The organism is Reyranella sp., from assembly GCF_050185545.1.
Lineage (GTDB): Bacteria > Pseudomonadota > Alphaproteobacteria > Reyranellales > Reyranellaceae > Reyranella.
This window is the reverse complement of the sequence record NZ_JBFWZI010000052.1, coordinates 23,704-40,432: the sequence shown is the minus strand read 5'-3', so window position 1 is coordinate 40,432 and position 16,729 is coordinate 23,704. Positions and strand designations below refer to the sequence as shown.

Below are 16,729 nucleotides of genomic sequence, written 5' to 3'. Positions count from 1 at the left end.
CGCCCGCTCAACATCATGATCATGAGCGGGCGGGACGCCCGCGGTCTGCCTGATTCATGACCCCTCCGTCGCCGAAGACGGCGACACCTCCCCACTTCGTGGGGAGGAGCATGAACTACGCCCCCTCCAGCAGCTCGGGCACGACCCACAGCGCAGGCTCACCGCGGGCGACGCGCTGGACGTTGTCGAAGCCGTTGCGCAGGCGGGTGACGTTGCTTTCCCAGGTCGGGCCGGCGAGATGCGCCGTCAGGATCACGTTGTCGAGCTTGAGCAGCGGGTTGTCGGGCGGCGTCGGCTCCTCGTCGAACACGTCGAGACCGGCGCCGAACAGGTTGTTGGCCGAGAGCGCCGCCGTCATCGCCTTCTCGTCGATCACCGGGCCGCGCGAGGTGTTCACGATGATCGCCGACTTCTTCATCATCGCGAGTTCCTGCGCCCCGATCATGTGATGGGTCGAGGCATTGAGCGGCACGTGCAGTGACAGGATGTCGGAGCCGCGCAGGATCTCGGGCAGCAGGCGAAAGCGCACGCCGAGCGCGTCCTCCTCGGCTTCCGACAGGCGCTTGATGTCGTAGTAGTGCACGATCATGCCGAACGCCTGGGCGAGTCGCGCCACCTTCTTGCCGATCGTGCCGAGGCCGACGATGCCCAGCACCTTCTCGCGCACCTGGTGGACGGTGGGCGGCTGATTGCCGTGCCAGCGCCCGGCGGTGACGTTGCTGTGCTGAGTGATCAGGCGGCGTGACACCGCCAGCATCAGCAGCACGGCGTGCTCGGAGACGGCCACCGAGTTGGCGCCGCCGTTGTTGCAGAGCGGCACTTTGCTCTTGCGCGCCGCCTCGAGGTCGGCCCGGTCATAGCCCGCGCTCAGCATCTGGATCAGCTTGAGCTTCGGCGCGTCCTTGAAGAGCTGCGGCGTCACGTACTGCTGGATAAAGCCCACGAAGTAGTCGGTGCCAGGAAGGGCCGCCTTCATCTCCGCCGAATTGTGGAGCGCCTTGACGATCTCGAACCCCTTCGGTGCGAGGTCGTCGACCATGGAGATGGTGTCCCGGGGTCCGACGACGAGTACGCGTTCAACCATTAGAGTGCCTCCGCAGCATCACGATGACCTTTGAGCAGGCCGGGCAGCCGGCCGGGTTCGGTGCGGCCCCAGCCGCACTCGGCTGACAAGCCGAAATCGCCGGGGACGTGGCGCCGCGCCACCGCGAAACGGGCGCGATCGCCGGTATCGTCGTCGTGGTGCAGCAGCCCGAGAAAAAGCTTGGTGCCGGCCGGCCGCTTCCACGCGGCGATCGGTGCGTAGAAGGCGTCGTCGGTGCGGCCCTTGGGGACGGGGATGTGAAAGAAGTCGATCGGCCGGCGGGCGGCCGCAGCGATGCCTTCCATCATCTCGACCAGGATGCCTGCGTCCTTGGGCTGCACCAGGTGCTCGTCGCGCGGCGAGCCGTAGCACAGGTGGTATCCCATCTCGACGCCAGCGGGGACCGCATCACCCAATCGCCCCAGCATGTCGAAAGTCTGTTTCTTGTAGTCGGCCGGACGATCGACGAAGTAACCCTCGAAGGCCAGCACCTCCTGGCAGACGTCCCACTGGATGGTGAGGTCGGTGGCCGGGATCGCCTTGACGATAGCGGCCAGCGCCGACTTCAGCGCGCGTTCGTAGACGCCGAAGTAGGTCTGCCGCGCCGGTCCGCTGACATAGAGATAGCCGCTGGCCTGCGGCGTCGGCACCGAGACCTGGAAGCGCATCGGCGCGGGAATGGCGCCCGCGGCGCGCAGCCGCTGGAACACGCCCCAGGATGCAAGGGCCGCCTTGTCGTAGCCTGTCTCGAACATCACGGTCTGCGGATCGGTGCCGGGCTTGAAGCGGACCTGCTCGATCTCGCGCAGCAGCTTGCCGTCCCATTGGACGAACTTGTAGGGCGGCACCGTCGGATCGATCTCCATGGCCGGATGATCGAGCAGCATCTGGCGCTGGAAGAAGACCCAGCGGGCGCGCTCGCCGGTCTCGCCGTCGGGGATGCAGCGCAGGAACGGGCCGAGCGTCTCGCTGAGTCGTCTGAACACTTGCTCGCTGCTGTCGAGGGGCATGCTGCCGATAAGATGCAGCCGTTCCTGCCTCTCCATCACGCGACCTTCTCGAGCTTCTGCAATGAGCGCAGGTATCTCGGCACCGGCGTGCCGGGGTGCGTGCCCGACCAGTTGGTGTAGCTCACCTCGCCGACATAGATGTCGCTCTTGCTGTCGACCGCCAGCCCATGAGGCGAGAGGAACTTGCCGGGCTCCTGCCCGGGGCCCTGCTCGCCCCCCAATCGGGCGATCACGCCGCCCTTCTTGTCGACGATGGTGAGGCGCGGGCCGATGTTGGTGTGCTTGCTGTTGACCGGCATGCCGGGCCCCAGCTCGCCGATGATGAATTGCGGGTTGGGAGCTCCGCCGCAGCAATAGAGCGCACATGGCCTGTGCATGTTGTTCCATTGCAGCTCGTACTTGCCGTTGCCGTCGAACACCTGGACGCGATGGTTCTCGCGGTCGGCGACGTACACCCAGCCGTCCTCATCGGTGGCGATGTTGTGCACGATGTTGAACTGGCCGGGATCGGTGCCGGTGGTACCCCAGCACATCAAGTGGCGGCCGTCAGGCGTGTACTTGTGGACGCAGGAATTGCCATAGCCGTCGGCGACATATATCTCGCCTTTCGGCGAGAGGGCGGTGTGGGTGCAGCGGTTGAACGGCTGGCCACTCAGGAACGGCGCCGGCCGGTTGGGCACCCCGATGGTCAGCAGCACCTTGCCGTCGGTCGTCATCTTGCGCACGGTGTGATCGCCGTCGTCGGTGCAGTAGAGCGTGTCGTCGCTGTCGATGTGGATGCCATGCGCGCGGCTGAACAGACCCTCGCCCCACGAGCGCAGGAAGTTACCGTCGCGGTCGAACACCATCATCGGATGCTGGCCGCGATTGAAGACGTAGACCCGGTCCTTGCTGTCGACGGCGACCGCGGCGACGTCGCGGAACTCCCAGCCGTCGGGCAACTTGGCCCAGTTCTCGACCACGCGATAGCGATGCTCGCCACTGCCCAGGATCACTGACATGGTTGGCTCCTTCTTGTTTTTCCTCCCCAGCGCAGCTGGGGAGGTGTCGCCGTCTTACGGCGACGGAGGGGTCATGATTCATGATTCTTGACCCCTCCGCCCCGTAAGACGGGGCACCTCCCCAGCGAAGCTGGTGAGGAGAAGAACTCACGTCGCCGACATCATCGCGTCGGAGATCTTCTCCGCGGTCATGAGCGTCGGGAAGTTGGTGTTGGCGCAGGGCACCACGGGGAAAACCGACGCGTCGACCACGCGCAGGCCCTGCACGCCCTTGACCCGGCCCTGGATGTCCGTCACCGACATCGGATCGTCGGGTCGACCCATGCGGCACGTGCACGAGGCATGCCACACGCCGATCGCCGCCTTGCGCACGAAGGCTTCGAGTGCCTCGTCGTCGTTCATCACCTGGTCGAACGTGAATCCCTCGACCACGAACTTGTCGATCATGTAGCGGCGCAGCGCCGCCGGCCCGTCGAGGCATTGCGCCACGATCTTCGTCAGGATCTTGTTCTTGGTGTTGACCACGCCGATGGCGCGCACGCGGTCGCTGTAGGCGGCGGGGAAGGGGACGTCGGTCACCTTCTGCAACTCGTCGGTCATCTGCACCGCGGCCATCAGCTTGAAGCCGCTCATCAGGCGGTCGAGGTCGCGCTTGTCGGACAGGAGATTGAACTCGACGACCGGCTCGCTGCGCCAGTCGCGCGAGGCGAGCTTGACCTGACCCGTCTCCGAGTAGGTCTTGTTGATGAAGGTGAGCAGGGAGGCGATCTGCTCGCCGACGGCGTGCCAGGCTGACTTGCTGACCACGGCGACGAACATGTCGCCCTTGGGTACGCCGGGCAGGCCCGACGAGTAGCGCAGGCCGAGATGGATGTGCCGGCGCGTGTGCTCATTCATGCGCGAGCCGCGCCGGATGAACGAGGACAGCGCGATCGACGGATGATCCATCAGCCGCTGGCCCACGCCAGGCAGGCCGGAGACCACAGGGATGCCGAGCTCGGCGAGATGGCCGACCGGCCCGATGCCGGCGCGCATGAGATGGGCCGGGGTATGGATGGCGCCCGACGACAGGATCACCTCCGTGGCGCGGAACTCCTGCTCCTGACCCTTGACCATTGCCGTCACGCCGACGCAGCGCGTGCCGTCGAACAGCAGCGATTTCACCTGGGTGTCGGTCGAGATGGTGAGGTTGGCGCGCTTGCGCGTCTCGGCGTCGAGATAGCCCATGGCGGCCGAGACGCGGCGCTCCTCCGCGTTGGAATGCGTTACCGGGAAGTAGCCGTCGACGAACTCGCCGTTCTGGTCGGGGAGGAACTTGAAGCCCTTGGCGGCGAAGCCCTTGGCCACCGCCTTGGCGTGGCCGGTCCAGTGCTCGGGCGGGATGCGGCGCACCGGGATGCGGCCGTCCTTGCCGTGGTAGGGCCCGTCGAAGTCGAGATCGCGCTCGACCTTCTTGAAGAACGGCAGCACCTGGTTCCAGCCCCAGCCCTCGGCACCGCGACTCGCCCACTCGTCGTAGTCCGTCGGCGCACCGCGATTGGCCATCTGGCCGTTGATCGACGAACCGCCACCCAGAACGCGCGCCTGCTCGTACTTGCGCAGCGGCGGCCGGTTCTCTTGCGGATTGTTGTGCGAGACGACCTGCGTGTGGACCCTGAGCTCGGTCCAGTGGAAGCGCGGGTCGAAGTAGGCCGTACCGGAGTAGCTGTCGGCGATCTCCTTCGGCTCCTGGCCTGGCGGCGTATCCTGGCCGGCCTCGCACAGAAGGACCTTGTTGGCACTGCGCGCCGACAGCCGTTGCGCCATGACAGAGCCGGCCGAGCCGCCACCCACGATGATATAGTCGTACACGGACGTTTCCCCGAGTTGTTGGCGCTACGCTAGAGCGGTTTTCGGCCGAATGGAACCGCGAGCGTTTCCATTCGAACGAAAACACCCATGCTCGCCTCCCCACGAAGTGGGGAGGTGAGCCGCCGTCTTCGGCGACGGAGGGGTCATGGCTCATGCGGACCGCGGGCGTCCCGCCCGCTCTTCTTATGAGTCATGAGCGGGCGGGACGCCCGCGGTCCGCATGAGAATGAATGTGCGCGCCGACCTTGCCGATGCTGGTCAAGCCTGCAATCGTTTGCTGTCGCATCAAGGGAGGGTTTCGTATGCCGGATGTTACAGCCGCAAATCCCGATGTCGCCACGCCGGAGCTGATGAAGGCGATCTCCGCGGCCTTCAACAGCCGTGACGTCGAGCGCATCGTCTCCTTCTTCACCGACGACGCGACCTTCTGCCTGGCGCGCGGGCCCGAGCCGGTCGGCCGCACGCTGAGAGGCAAGGAGACCATCGCCAAGACACTGGCGGCGCGCTTCAAAGTGATCCCCGACATGCGCTGGGTCCACAAGGAGTACATCTACGCCGGCAACCGTGCGATCTCGGTGTGGACGGTGAAGGGCAAGGGCAGTGACGGCGAGGATCTGAACTACCAGGGCTGCGACATCTACACGTTCCGCGGCGGGAAGATCTGCGCCAAGGACACCTACTGGAAGATCATCGAGCACAAGGACCGCCTGTGATGGACTTCGATACGATCATCCGCGGCGGCACCATCGTCGATGGCTCGGGCAAGCCGCGCTTCTCGGGCGACGTCGCCATCCATGACGGCCGCATCGTCGAAATCGGCCGCATCGCCGGTACCGCCGGGCGCACCATAGACGCCGATGGCCTGATCGTGGCGCCGGGCTTCATCGACGGCCATACCCACATGGATGCGCAGGTTGCCTGGGATCCGCTGGGCAGCTGCTCCTGCTGGCATGGCGTCACCAGCGTGGTGATGAGCAACTGCGGCTTCGCGCTGGCGCCCTGCAAGCCCAGCGACCGTGACTGGTACGCGCGCTGCCTGTCGGCGGTCGAGGACATCCCGACCGAGGCGATGGCGGCCGGAATCGACTGGACGTGGGAGACGTTCCCGGAATACCTCGCCACCGTCGAGCGCCTGCCCAAGGCGATCAACTACGGCATGTATATCGGCCATTCTGCCTTGCGCATGTACGTCATGGGCGAGCGGGCGCTCTCCAAGAAGGCGACCGAGGACGACATGGCGCGCATGGCTGCGGCCGTGCAGGAGGCGCTCAAGGCGGGCGCCATGGGCTTCTCGAGCTCGCGTGCCTCCACGCACGTCACGCCCGACGACACGCCGGTGGCGAGCCGAATTGCCGAATGGGAGGAGATTGACCGCATCCTGGCGGCCATGGCCGAACTAGATGCCGGAATCTTCCAGATCGGACCGGATATCGCGAGCGGACCGCGCCATCGCCTCTTCCTCGATCGCCTGCGCAAGGTGGCTCTCGACTACAGGCGGCCGATCATGTTCGGTGTGCTGGCCACCAAGCAGGGCGACGATCCGACTTCGTGGAGCTACCAGACCAGGTACATCGACGACACGGTCGCCGCCGGCGGCCGCATGTTTGGCCAGGGCACGACACGCTCGATCAACGCCATCTTCTCGCTGAAATCCTACCTGCCGTTCGACGTGCTGCCGGCATGGCGACCGATCCGGGCGCTGCCGATCGACGAGCAGAAGAAGCGGCTGCAGGACCCGGCCGTGCGGCGCGAGCTGGTCGAGGCCGAGTCGAAGATGAAGCCGCGTGACAAGGTCTTCCAGGGCGGCGGTGCGGCGACGACCGATCCGCGCAAGCCCGATTATGCGAACCTGTTCGCCTTGAAGGGCGTCGACTGGGACGACCCCACGGTCGACCAGCTCGCCAAGGCGCGCGGGCAGCATCCGGTCGAGGTGATGATCGACCTGTCGCTCAGGGACGAGAACCAGGTCTACGTCCAGCCTCTGGTCAACGAATCGCCCGAGGACGTGCTCGGCATCCTGAAGCACCCGCGCACGCTCGCGACCTTCTCGGACTCGGGCGCCCATGTCTGCCAGGAGATGGGCTCGTCGCTGCAGACCCATTTCCTGAGCTACTGGGTGCGCAAGCGCGCTGCCTTCACACTCGAGCAGGCGATCAGGAAGCTGACTCACGACAACGCCGCCGCATGGGATCTGCACGACCGCGGCCAGGTGCGCGAAGGCTTCCGCGCCGACCTCGTGCTGTTCGAGGAGGACCGCATCCGGCCGCTCCTGCCGACGGTCGAGAAGGACCTGCCAGGCGGCGCGCGTCGCCTGGTGCAGAAGGCCGAGGGCATCAGGGCCACCCTGGTCAATGGCGCAGTCGCCTTCGAGAACGGCGAGGCGACCGGCGCCTTCCAGGGCGAGGTGCTGAAAGGAAAGCTGGCGTCGTGAAGCGCGGTAGCCTCGTCCTGGCTGCCGCCCTGGTCATTGCGCCGGGCGCGGCGATGGCCCAGGCCAAGCCCGCGCCGTCGCCGCCGGCCAGCACCGGCGGCACGGCCGACGCGAAGACGCGCCTCAACACGCTGCACTACAACAACGTCCAGGGTCTGCGTCGCGGTCCTGACGGCCAATGGACCGGCAAGGCCACCCAGGGCGGCGTCCAGAAGCAGGTCACCGTGACGCCGCAAGGCAAGGTGATCGCCCGGTGAGGTTCTCATACGCTGGGAGCGCGCCACTCCAGTGGCGCTCTTTTCGTTGATCACACACCCCATGAGCGCCACTGGAGTGGCGCGCGCCCAGCAATGAAAGACGGAGCGTAAACATGAGTGATCGCCGCATCCCGACCTACCAAGCGCTCGTCGACGACATCAAGGCGCTGGGCGTCGAGCAGGTGTTCGGCCTGATGAGCGACGACACGGCGGTGTTCGCCACCGCGCTCGACAGCGCCGGCATCCGCTTCTACGGAGCGCGGCACGAGAACAACGCCATCGCCATGGCCGAGGGCTTCTCCTATCGCTCGGGCGGCCTCGGCATCGCGGTCATCGGGCGCGGTCCCGCGACGGCAAACGGCCTGCATGCCGCAACCTACGCCAGCCGTTCGGGCTCCAATGTGCTGATCATCTCGGGCGAGGCGGCGGTGCCGTCGGGCGCCGCCAACGGGATCGGCCCCGACTACAAGGGCTTCAACGCCACCGCGGTCCTGGCCGCGGCCGGCATCCGCACCTTCGTCGCCACCAGCCCGTCGACGGCGCGCGGCGTGCTGGCCGATGCGGTGGCCGCAGCCATGCAGGGTGGCGCGGCAGCGCTCCTCCTTCCGGTCAACGTCCAACTCGCCGATATGGACACCAGCGATGCATCGCCGGCGCGGCCGCGTGAGCGCAAGCCCGCGGCGCCGCGTGCCCAGGCGATCGAGGCGGCTGCTGCCGTCGTTCGCCAGAGCCGCAAGCCCCTGATCCTGGCGGGCATGGGCGCGCACCGTGCCGGCGCCAAGGAAGCGCTGGAGAAGCTCGCCGAGCGCACCGGCGCGCTTCTGGCGACCTCGGCGCGCGGCAAGGACATGTTCCGCGGCAACCCCGCCAACCTCGGCATCGTCGGCTCGTTCTCGCATTCGGCGGCGAGGCGCCTCGTTCACGAGGCCGACTGCGTGCTGGTGTTCGGCGCCGGCCTTAACCTGCTCACCATGAGCTTCGGCCACTCGCTGCCCAACGTGCCGTTGATCCAGGTCGATACCGAGCGCGGTCATATCGGCCGCTGGCATCCCGCCGACGTCGCCGTGGTAGGCGATGCCCGCCTGGCCGCGGACGCCCTGATCGAGGCGCTGCCGCCCGGATCCAACGCCGAGCGGCCGTTCCGGTCGGAGGAGACCCTGCGCTTCCTGAGGGGCTTCGACATCGCGCGCGACTTCGAGCCCGCCAACACGGCGCGTACCGTCGATCCGCGCTCGCTGGGTGTTGCGCTCGAGAAGCTCTTGCCGGCCAACCGCAACCTGGTCTACGACGCCGGCAACTTCCTCGGCATCGTGCCCTACCTCTCGGTGCCGGGGCCTGGGCATTTCAAGCTGACCAGCGACTTCGCTTCGATCGGCCTGGGGTTCGGCACGGCACTCGGCGTCGCCAAGGCGCGGCCCGACGAAACCACGGTCTTGGTGATCGGCGACGGCGGCTTCCTGATGACCATGGGAGAGCTCGAGACCGTGGTACGCGAGGACCTGCCGCTGGTGATCGTGCTGATGAACGACTGCGCGTACGGGGCGGAGCTGCACTTCCTCAAGATGCGCGAGCTGCCGGTCGTCAAGTCGGTGTTCCCCGACGTCGACTACGCGCCGGTCGCCGAAGCCTTCGGCTTCCAGGCTGCGACCATCCGCACGCTCGAGGATCTGCAGAGGATCGCGCCAATGCTGGCGCGGCCCGACGGCCCGGTGTTCCTCGACTGCAAGCTCAATGCCGCCGTGGCGGCGCCGTTCATGAGCGAGTTCCACGAGTTCGAGACCCGCAAGCACTGAGGTGTCCAGGGGCAGAGCCTTTGGATATGCCATTCTCTCGGTCATCCCGAGCGAAGCTGCCCGAAGGGTGGCATAGTCGAGGGGCCTGTCTTTGTTGGCGTCGCAACAAGACAGGTCCCTCCACTGCGCCTCGTTGCGCTCGGCTTCGGTCGGGATGACGGTGTGTATTGCTAAAATGCGATAGTATTCGAAGGGGGAGACAATAGTGAGTTCAGTCCCGTCGCGCTGGGAATCCCCGGCGCCGATCCGCTATCCCGACCCTGATGTCATCGTGCTCGATCCGCGCTTCCGCGCGCTGGTCGTGCCGATGGCGGCAATCGAGCGCATCGCCACCGGTTTCCGTTTCACGGAGGGGCCGGCGTACTACGGTGATGGCCGCTACCTGCTGTTCTCCGACATTCCCAACGATGCGTTGGTTCGCTGGGACGAGATCACCGGCGCGGTGGCGACGCTGCGCAACCCGGCGGGCTACCCGGACGGCAACACGCGCGACCGCCAGGGCCGGCTGATCAGTTGCGAGCTCGGCAGCCGCACGCTGACGCGCACCGAGCACGACGGCACGGTCACTGTGCTGGCCTCGTCGTTCGAGGGCACGCGCCTTACCGGGCCCAACGACGTCGTGGTGAAGTCGGACGGCTCGATCTGGTTCAGCGACAACGGCGCTGGCATACGCGGCCACTATCTCGGCGACAAGGCGCCCAAGGAGATGCCGTACCGCGTCTACCGCCTGGATCCCAAGACCGGGGAATACACCATTGCCATCGGCGATATGGAGCGGCCGAACGGCCTTTGCTTCTCGCCTGACGAATCGCGACTCTACGTCGTCGACACTCCCGACGGCAGGCGCACGACGCGGGTCTACGACATGGTCGACGGCAAGCCGGTCAACGGCCGCCTGTTCTTCGACGCCACGCCGGGCTTCGCCGACGGCATCCGCTGCGACACCGAGGGCAACGTGTGGGCGGGCTTCTCGGGCGGCCCCGAGCAGGACGGTGTCGCCGTGTTCGCGCCGGACGGCACCTTGATCGGCCGCATCCTGCTGCCCGAGCGCTGCGCCAACCTCTGCTTCGGCGGCCGCAAGCGCAACCGCCTGTTCATGACCGCCAGCCAGTCCGTCTACGCGCTCTACGTCGAAGCGCAGGGCGTGGCGGGCGGGTGAGTTTGTTCTCCTCCCCAGCTTCGCTGGGGAGGTGTCGCCGTCATACGGCGACGGAGGGGTCGTGCTCATACGGACCGCGGTCGCCCCGCCCGCTCATCATCATGAGATCACGAGCGGGCGAGACGCCCGCGGTCTGGAAGACCATGACCCCTCCGTCCGCGAGTACGCGGGCACCTCCCCAGCAAAGCTGGGGAGGCCCATGCAAAAAGCGCCTACTGCAACTCCTTGCGCAGCAGGGCCGCGCCTTCGGCGAGCGCCTTCAGCTTGCCGAAGGCGGTGGCGCGCGGCAGGTACTTCATGCCGCAGTCGGGGGCGGGCAGGAGCTTGTCGGGCGGGACATACTTCATGCCGGCGCGAATGCGCTCGGCGACCAGCTGCGGTGTCTCGATCCCGGGATCGGCGAGGTCGATGACTCCGAGCATGATCTTCTTCGGCGCGAGATCCTTCAGGACGCCGAGATCGAGCCTGGGCTGCGCCGACTCGATCGAGATCTGCTGGGCGATGCTGTCGGCAAGCTGCGGTAGGAAGGCATAGCCGGTTGGCTTGCCGCCGCGCACGACGGCGGCGTAACCGAAGCAGAGGTGGACGACGGTCGGCACGGTGAGACCCTGGAGCGCCCGGTTGATCACCTTGACGGCGTAGCGCTTGGCCTCCTCCGGGTTGTTGCGCAGCCACGGCTCGTCGAGCTGGATCACGTCGGCGCCGGCCTTGACCAGATCGTGCGCCTCCTCGTTGACCGCGGCGGCGTAGTCCATGCACATCGCCTCGGCGTCCTTGTAGAACTCGTCCCTGACCTGCTGGCCCATGGTGAAAGGACCAGGCAAGGTGATCTTGGCCAGGCGATCGGTGTTGGAGCGCAGGAACTGCATGTCGCGCAGCTCGATCGGCTTCGTCCGCCTGATCTTGCCGACCACGCGTGGCACGGGGGTCTTCTGGCCGACCCGGTTCGTGATCTCGCCCGGGTGCTCGTCGTCGATGCCGTCGAGCGCGGTGGCGAAGCGGTTGGAGTAGCTTTCGCGGCGCATCTCGCCGTCGGTCACGATGTCGATGCCGGCCCGCTCCATGTCGCGGATGGCGAGCAGCGTGGCATCGTCCTGCGCCTGCTCGAGGAACGCCTCGGGCACGCGCCACAGCTCGCGCACGCGCGTGCGCGGCACCATCTTGCTCAGCATCTCGCGGTTCACAAGCCAGTCCGGCTGCGGGTAGGAGCCGACGACGGTGGTTTGCAGCAGGGTGGAGGCCATGATTACGCTCCTTGGTTACGCGGAAACAGCGAGTGTCATTGCAGCTTGATGCAGGGCCGGGAGCGCCAGGCGAGCGCCAGCGCGATCAGACGTGACATGGTTTCCTCCCCTTATGCCGCCGCTATGTCGCGGCTGGCGCTTCTTACGTTCAGGCTCGACAGGATCCGCCCGGCGGACGCCGACAGCCTGGCGCGCAGGCCGGCAAGATCGCGCCAGGCAAGCTTGCCGTCGCGCTTGGCGAAGCGCCCGGCCACCAGCACATCGCGCACGCGCGCGCCCGAGCCCTGCATGACGACGCTCGCCACCGGATCGTGAACTGGCCACATGGCGAGCGGGCCGAGCGACATCACGGCAATGTCGGCCTGCTTGCCGACCGCGAGGCTGCCGATACGATCGCTCATGCCGAGCATCGCGGCGCCGCGCATGGTGATCCAGTCCAGCGCCTCGGCTGCCGGGATTGTCGACGTCGGGGGGATGCCGCCGCTGCGGCTTCGCTCGGCCGCGTTGTCGAGCGCGCGCTGCGAGGCCAGCGCCATGCGCGCCACGGTGAACATGTCGCCGCTGATCGCCGATTCGAGATCGACACCGACCGACGGCGCCGAGCCGAGTGCGCGCAGCCGACCGGTGATGGGATGGCCATGGCCCTGCGCCATCTCGCTCTCGGGCGTGACCGAGAAGCTCACCCCGAGATCGACGAAGGCACGGAGCTGCGCGTCGCTGAGGTTGTTGCCGTGCACGATGTTGATGTGCGGCCCGACCAGGCCGCGCGCCATCAGCGTCTCCCAGCCGCCCGGCGTCTTGGCCTCCCCGCCGCCCTGATGCATGGACGCGACCAGCCCCATCTCCATCGCCAGCGCGAAATCGTGGGCGCTGACGTCGAGCGTCGAGTAGTGCGGGCCCAGCACGGCCATGCCGAGCGTCACCAACCCCGCGCGATCGGCAAGCGGCCCCTTCACCAGGCGTTCGATCTCGCGCCGCGGATGGGGCACCTCGGAGAAGTGCGGCTCGCCGGGCTTGGGGTCGGGTTTGGGCGAGCCGTGCAAGAACGCGGCGCGGATGCCGCTCTCCTTGAGGCCGGCGATGCCCGCGTCAGTGTGCTCGGGCGTCGGGTTGTTGTGGCACCAGTCGACCAGGGTAGTGACGCCGTGATCGAGCTGGTTGAGTGCACCGGCCACAGTTGCGATGTGGATGTCCTCGGGCAGGAAGACGGTAGCCAGCCCGGCATGGACATGGCGGAAGTACTCGAGCAACGTCCAGTTGGCGGCGACGCCGCGCAGCCCGGTCTGCCAGGTGTGCATGTGGGCGTTGACCAGCCCGGGCAGCACGAAATGGCCGGCGCAATCGACGGTCTCGGCGGAGGCCGCGTCGATCGACGGCGCGACCGCTGCGATGCGGTCGCCGTCGATCAGCACGTCGCCCTTGGGCAGCACGCCGAGTACAGGGTCCTGGGTGACGACGATGCCGGATTTCAGGAGCACGGTCATGGTCAGGCGAGTCCGTCGCTTACGGGGACGTTCTCGGGTTCGAGCTTCATGCCCGCGGCGCGCGCCAGCTCAAGCAGCAGCACTGAGAAATCGATATCGCCGGGATACTGATGCGACAGCGACATGATGCTGTCGCGCGTCGCCGAGGCGGCCGGCATGACGACGCCATAGGCTCGGCCCGCGGCCATGCCGAGCTCCATGTCCTTCAACAGCAGCTTGGGGGTGAAGGTGGTGGTGAAGTCGAGGTTGACCAGCGCCGGTGTCTTGTAGCGGGTGTACATCGAGCCGAGCACGCTCTGGTTTATCGATTCCAGAAAGACGTGGCGTGGGATGCCGGCCTTTTCGGCGAGCAGGGTGATCTCGCAGAGCGACTGGATGATGACGCCGAACATCGTGTTGTGGGCGATCTTCCATACCCGCGACAGCTCGCCTTCCCCAACATACATTGCGGCGCGGCCGAGGGCGGCCAGCAACGGCTGCACCGCGTCGTACTCGGCGCGCGGCCCCGAGGCGACGACCAGGAGCTTGCCCGCCTTCGCGACCTTGGCGTTGCCCGAGACGGGCGCGCTGAGATAGGCGACACCCGCTCCATCGAGTTGCCTGCGGATCTCGGCGGAGCCGCTATCGGAGATCGACGACATGTCGACCACGCGCCGGGGCCGCGCGTTGCCGGTCAGCACGCCGCCTTTGCCGAACAGGATGTCCTTCAAATCGTCGGTGGTCGACACCATGGTGATGACGCTCACACAGTGCGCCATCGCCATCTTGTCCGTCACCACCTCGGCGCCGATCTTAGCCAGCGGATCGGCCTTGGACGCGGTGCGATTCCACACCGAGAGCCCGAAGCCCGCCTTGACCAGGCGTGTCGCCATGGCCTCGCCCATGCGGCCGAGCCCGATCCAACCGACCTCGTGCGATGCCTTGCCGGTCATGTGGGGGCTACCCTCTCACCGGATCGATCGGGGTCACCACGCCTTCGGCCGCCTCGATCACCTCGCCGGCGTCGAGGCAGAGGTCCTCGCGGTTGCGCATGGCCATGATCTGGACGCCGGTGCGCAGCTTGCCATGGCTGCCGACTGGGACGGCGAGGCCGGGCAGGCCGAGCAGGGGCGCGAGCAGGGCGACGCGCATCGATTCCAGGATCTCGCCCTGTCCCGCCTTCGTCGTGTCGGCGCGCTGCCTGGGCGGCAAGTCGCACAGGGTCGGCAGGATCACCAGTGGCCACTGCTGGAAGAATCTCATCCATTTCAGCAGCAGGCCCTCACGCTCGGTGAGGGCGGCGACGTAGGTCGGCAGGTCGGTCGGCTTGTGCAGGTCGAGCCAGCCCTGCATGGAAGCGATGCCGTCAGGGTCGCCCATCTTCTGCATCTGCGGCCACAGGCCGCCGAACACGTCGGTGACGCAGATCAGGTGCCAGAGCTCGACGCCGCGTTCCATGTCGGGCGGCAGGATCTCCTCGACGACATAGCCCGCCGCCTGCAGGTGCTTGCCGGCGAGTCGCACCGCCGCACCCTGGGCCGGATGGGTGCGGCCGCCCGGCGCTTCTGGCACGATCGCCACCTTGATCGGCCGCGCCGGCGGCGGACCCTGCATCGGCACGTCGTTCCAGCGCCAGTCGCGCCGGTCGCCGCGCGCCATCGCCTCGAGCGCAAGCCGCGCGTCGCGCACTGTCCGGGTATGCGGACCCTGCACGGCCATCAGGACAGCGCCGATCGGCCGACCCTGAGGGGCGCTGGGATTGAAGGAGGGGATGCGGCCGAACCCCGTGCGCAGCCCGACCACGCCGTTGCAGTAGGCCGGGATGCGCACCGAGCCGCCGATGTCGTTGCCATGGGCAATCGCGCCGATGCCGGTGGCCGTGGCGGCGCCGGCGCCGCCGCTCGAGCCGCCGGGCGTCAGCTCCGGATCGCGCGCATTGAGCGTGCGGCCGTGCAGAGCGTTGTCGGTGAAGATGCGCATCGAGAAGGCCGGCGCATTGGTGCGCCCGACGATGATGGCGCCGGCGTGCTTCAGGTTGGCGACCACCGGGCTGTCCTCGGTGGCAATGAAGTCCTTGAGCGGGACCACGCCATTGTCGGTCGGCAGGCCGGTCTGGTCCACATTGACCTTGGTCGTTACCGGCACGCCGTGCAGCGGCGGCAGGGCATGGCCGCGGGCGCGCGCGGCGTCGGCGGTCTCGGCGACCGCGCGCGCCTCGTCGCCCAGCACGCGAACGACGGCATTGATTGCCGGGTTGACCTTGTCGAGGCGTCCGAGCACCGAATCGACGGCCTCACGCGCCGAGGCCCGGCCGGTGCGGATCAACCGCGCCAAGTCGGTCGCGTCATATTGCCAAAGTTCCATCAGTTGTTCCCTCGTCAGGCGCCCACTGTGCCGTCTCGCGAGCGGCGTCGTCCAGCGACCAGATCGTGGAAGGCCGACATCGCGCTCGAGCGCAGGGCGTCGCGCCGTTGCACGAGCACGGTCTGCACGCGCGCATCGGCGGCCGGCAGGCGATGCACGGCGACGCGCCCGCCGCGCCACACCGGCCCGACCAGGGCGCGCGGCAGCAGGGTGATGCCGAGACCGGCGGCGACGGCACCCAGGATCGCCTCCAGCGTGCCGAACTCGAGGCGCCGCAATCCGACGATGCCGCGGCGCGCCAGCAACTCCTCCAGCCGCTGGCGATAGGAGCAGCCGGCGCGCAACACGATGATACGAAGGTCGGGCCTGGCCAGCAGCCTGGCGACCGACCGCTCTGCCGGCGCGCTCAGCAGCGCCAGATCCTCCTCGAAGACGCGGGTGGTGATGAGGTCGGGATGGGAGACCGGCCCGCACACCAGGGCCGCTTCGAGCTCGCGATCGAGGACTCGCTCGATCAGCTCGGCCGTCGTGCCGGTGCGCAGGACGAGATCGACTTTGGGATAGTCACGTGCATATGCGGCGAGCAGAGGAGACAGGCGCAAGGCGGCCGTGGTCTCCAGCGAACCGACCGTGAGGGTGCCGTTGGGGGCGCCGTCGTCACGCGCCGCGCGCGTCGCCTCCTCGAGCAGGACGCCGATGCGCGTCGCGTAGGGCATCAACCGCTCGCCGGCCGCGGTGAGCCTGGCGCCGGAGCGGCTGCGCGCGAACAGGGTAACGCCGAGCCCTGCCTCGAGCCGGCGCATGCGTTGCGTCACGTTGGATTGCACGGTGTTGAGCTCGCGGGCGGCGCGGCCCATGCCACCGAGTCGCGCAACCGTCTCGAACGTCACAAGATCCTTGGCATCCATTTAATCAGTTTATCAGATGTCAAGGATCACGATAAATCATTATTCAAGATGGTATGTTCGGCGGTAGTGAAGACACTGGTAAGTGCAGAGCATTGGTGTCTGGATGCGCTCTTCATTCTCTTCCCCAGCTTCGCTGGGGAGGGGATGGTGTTCGTGCCAAACGC

14 protein-coding genes are annotated in these 16,729 nt (G+C 67.3%); 5 read left to right on the top strand and 9 right to left on the bottom strand.

The features are described from left to right. Positions 1–115 precede the first annotated feature (115 nt). From AB7O82_RS16500 to AB7O82_RS16485, 4 genes are all read right to left on the bottom strand, one after another. A complete protein-coding gene (locus tag AB7O82_RS16500; protein WP_428541083.1) occupies positions 116–1,084 on the bottom strand; it encodes a 2-hydroxyacid dehydrogenase in 969 nt (322 codons plus the stop codon). Next, positions 1,084–2,070, bottom strand: a complete 987-nt coding sequence (locus AB7O82_RS16495; protein WP_428619784.1) for a hypothetical protein — start codon at positions 2,068–2,070, stop codon at positions 1,084–1,086. The genes AB7O82_RS16500 and AB7O82_RS16495 overlap by 1 nt, the downstream gene beginning before the upstream one ends. 59 nt (positions 2,071–2,129) lie before the next feature. After that, positions 2,130–3,095: a peptidyl-alpha-hydroxyglycine alpha-amidating lyase family protein gene (locus AB7O82_RS16490; RefSeq protein ID WP_428541077.1), complete on the bottom strand. Its 966-nt coding sequence runs from the start codon at positions 3,093–3,095 to the stop codon at positions 2,130–2,132. A 147-nt stretch (positions 3,096–3,242) separates the two neighbouring features. After that, positions 3,243–4,946, bottom strand: a complete 1,704-nt coding sequence (locus AB7O82_RS16485; RefSeq protein ID WP_428619783.1) for a GMC family oxidoreductase — start codon at positions 4,944–4,946, stop codon at positions 3,243–3,245. Positions 4,947–5,248: 302 nt separating this feature from the next. Here AB7O82_RS16485 and AB7O82_RS16480 point away from each other — a divergent pair, with 302 nt between their 5' ends. The 5 genes from AB7O82_RS16480 (at position 5,249) to AB7O82_RS16460 (ending at position 10,586) form a co-directional block, all read left to right on the top strand. Continuing rightward, positions 5,249–5,659, top strand: coding sequence for a nuclear transport factor 2 family protein (locus AB7O82_RS16480; RefSeq protein WP_428541071.1), 411 nt, complete (start codon positions 5,249–5,251; stop codon positions 5,657–5,659). Next, positions 5,659–7,377 (top strand): N-acyl-D-amino-acid deacylase family protein, encoded by a 1,719-nt coding sequence (locus tag AB7O82_RS16475; RefSeq protein ID WP_428541068.1) that lies wholly within the window; start codon positions 5,659–5,661, stop codon positions 7,375–7,377. Before AB7O82_RS16480 ends, AB7O82_RS16475 begins: the two co-directional genes overlap by 1 nt. Then, on the top strand, positions 7,374–7,634 hold the full coding sequence (locus AB7O82_RS16470) for a hypothetical protein (RefSeq protein ID WP_428541065.1): 261 nt from the start codon (positions 7,374–7,376) through the stop codon (positions 7,632–7,634). Before AB7O82_RS16475 ends, AB7O82_RS16470 begins: the two co-directional genes overlap by 4 nt. Before the next feature lie 113 nt (positions 7,635–7,747). Then, entirely contained in the window at positions 7,748–9,427 is a 1,680-nt protein-coding gene (locus AB7O82_RS16465) for a thiamine pyrophosphate-binding protein (protein WP_428541062.1), read from the top strand. 205 nt (positions 9,428–9,632) lie between these two features. Next, on the top strand, positions 9,633–10,586 hold the full coding sequence (locus AB7O82_RS16460; RefSeq protein ID WP_428541059.1) for an SMP-30/gluconolactonase/LRE family protein: 954 nt from the start codon (positions 9,633–9,635) through the stop codon (positions 10,584–10,586). Positions 10,587–10,798: 212 nt separating this feature from the next. On the opposite strand, the gene AB7O82_RS16455 is transcribed toward AB7O82_RS16460, so the two are convergent. The 5 genes from AB7O82_RS16455 to AB7O82_RS16435 all read right to left on the bottom strand — a co-directional run bounded on the left by AB7O82_RS16455 (position 10,799) and on the right by AB7O82_RS16435 (position 16,565). Further along, positions 10,799–11,830 (bottom strand): 5-methyltetrahydropteroyltriglutamate--homocysteine methyltransferase, encoded by a 1,032-nt coding sequence (locus AB7O82_RS16455; RefSeq protein WP_428541057.1) that lies wholly within the window; start codon positions 11,828–11,830, stop codon positions 10,799–10,801. 110 nt (positions 11,831–11,940) lie between these two features. Further along, positions 11,941–13,314, bottom strand: a complete 1,374-nt coding sequence (locus AB7O82_RS16450) for an amidohydrolase family protein (RefSeq protein ID WP_428541054.1) — start codon at positions 13,312–13,314, stop codon at positions 11,941–11,943. A 2-nt stretch (positions 13,315–13,316) separates the two neighbouring features. Then, positions 13,317–14,246 (bottom strand): NAD(P)-dependent oxidoreductase, encoded by a 930-nt coding sequence (locus tag AB7O82_RS16445; RefSeq protein WP_428541051.1) that lies wholly within the window; start codon positions 14,244–14,246, stop codon positions 13,317–13,319. A gap of 7 nt (positions 14,247–14,253) precedes the next feature. Next, positions 14,254–15,657 (bottom strand): amidase, encoded by a 1,404-nt coding sequence (locus AB7O82_RS16440; protein WP_428541049.1) that lies wholly within the window; start codon positions 15,655–15,657, stop codon positions 14,254–14,256. 14 nt (positions 15,658–15,671) lie between these two features. Continuing rightward, positions 15,672–16,565: a LysR substrate-binding domain-containing protein gene (locus tag AB7O82_RS16435; protein ID WP_428541047.1), complete on the bottom strand. Its 894-nt coding sequence runs from the start codon at positions 16,563–16,565 to the stop codon at positions 15,672–15,674. Positions 16,566–16,729: the final 164 nt, after the last annotated feature.

Bases quoted from the DNA above. Each gene is read 5' to 3' on its own strand.
- AB7O82_RS16500 (WP_428541083.1), bottom strand. From the start codon at position 1,084: ATGGTTGAACGCGTACTCGTCGTCGGACCCCGGGACACCATCTCCATG.
- AB7O82_RS16490 (WP_428541077.1), bottom strand. From the start codon at position 3,095: ATGTCAGTGATCCTGGGCAGTGGCGAGCATCGCTATCGCGTGGTCGAG.
- AB7O82_RS16480 (WP_428541071.1), top strand. From the start codon at position 5,249: ATGCCGGATGTTACAGCCGCAAATCCCGATGTCGCCACGCCGGAGCTG.
- AB7O82_RS16475 (WP_428541068.1), top strand. From the start codon at position 5,659: ATGGACTTCGATACGATCATCCGCGGCGGCACCATCGTCGATGGCTCG.
- AB7O82_RS16465 (WP_428541062.1), top strand. From the start codon at position 7,748: ATGAGTGATCGCCGCATCCCGACCTACCAAGCGCTCGTCGACGACATC.
- AB7O82_RS16455 (WP_428541057.1), bottom strand. From the start codon at position 11,830: ATGGCCTCCACCCTGCTGCAAACCACCGTCGTCGGCTCCTACCCGCAG.
- AB7O82_RS16450 (WP_428541054.1), bottom strand. From the start codon at position 13,314: ATGACCGTGCTCCTGAAATCCGGCATCGTCGTCACCCAGGACCCTGTA.
- AB7O82_RS16445 (WP_428541051.1), bottom strand. From the start codon at position 14,246: ATGACCGGCAAGGCATCGCACGAGGTCGGTTGGATCGGGCTCGGCCGC.
- AB7O82_RS16440 (WP_428541049.1), bottom strand. From the start codon at position 15,657: ATGGAACTTTGGCAATATGACGCGACCGACTTGGCGCGGTTGATCCGC.
- AB7O82_RS16435 (WP_428541047.1), bottom strand. From the start codon at position 16,565: ATGGATGCCAAGGATCTTGTGACGTTCGAGACGGTTGCGCGACTCGGT.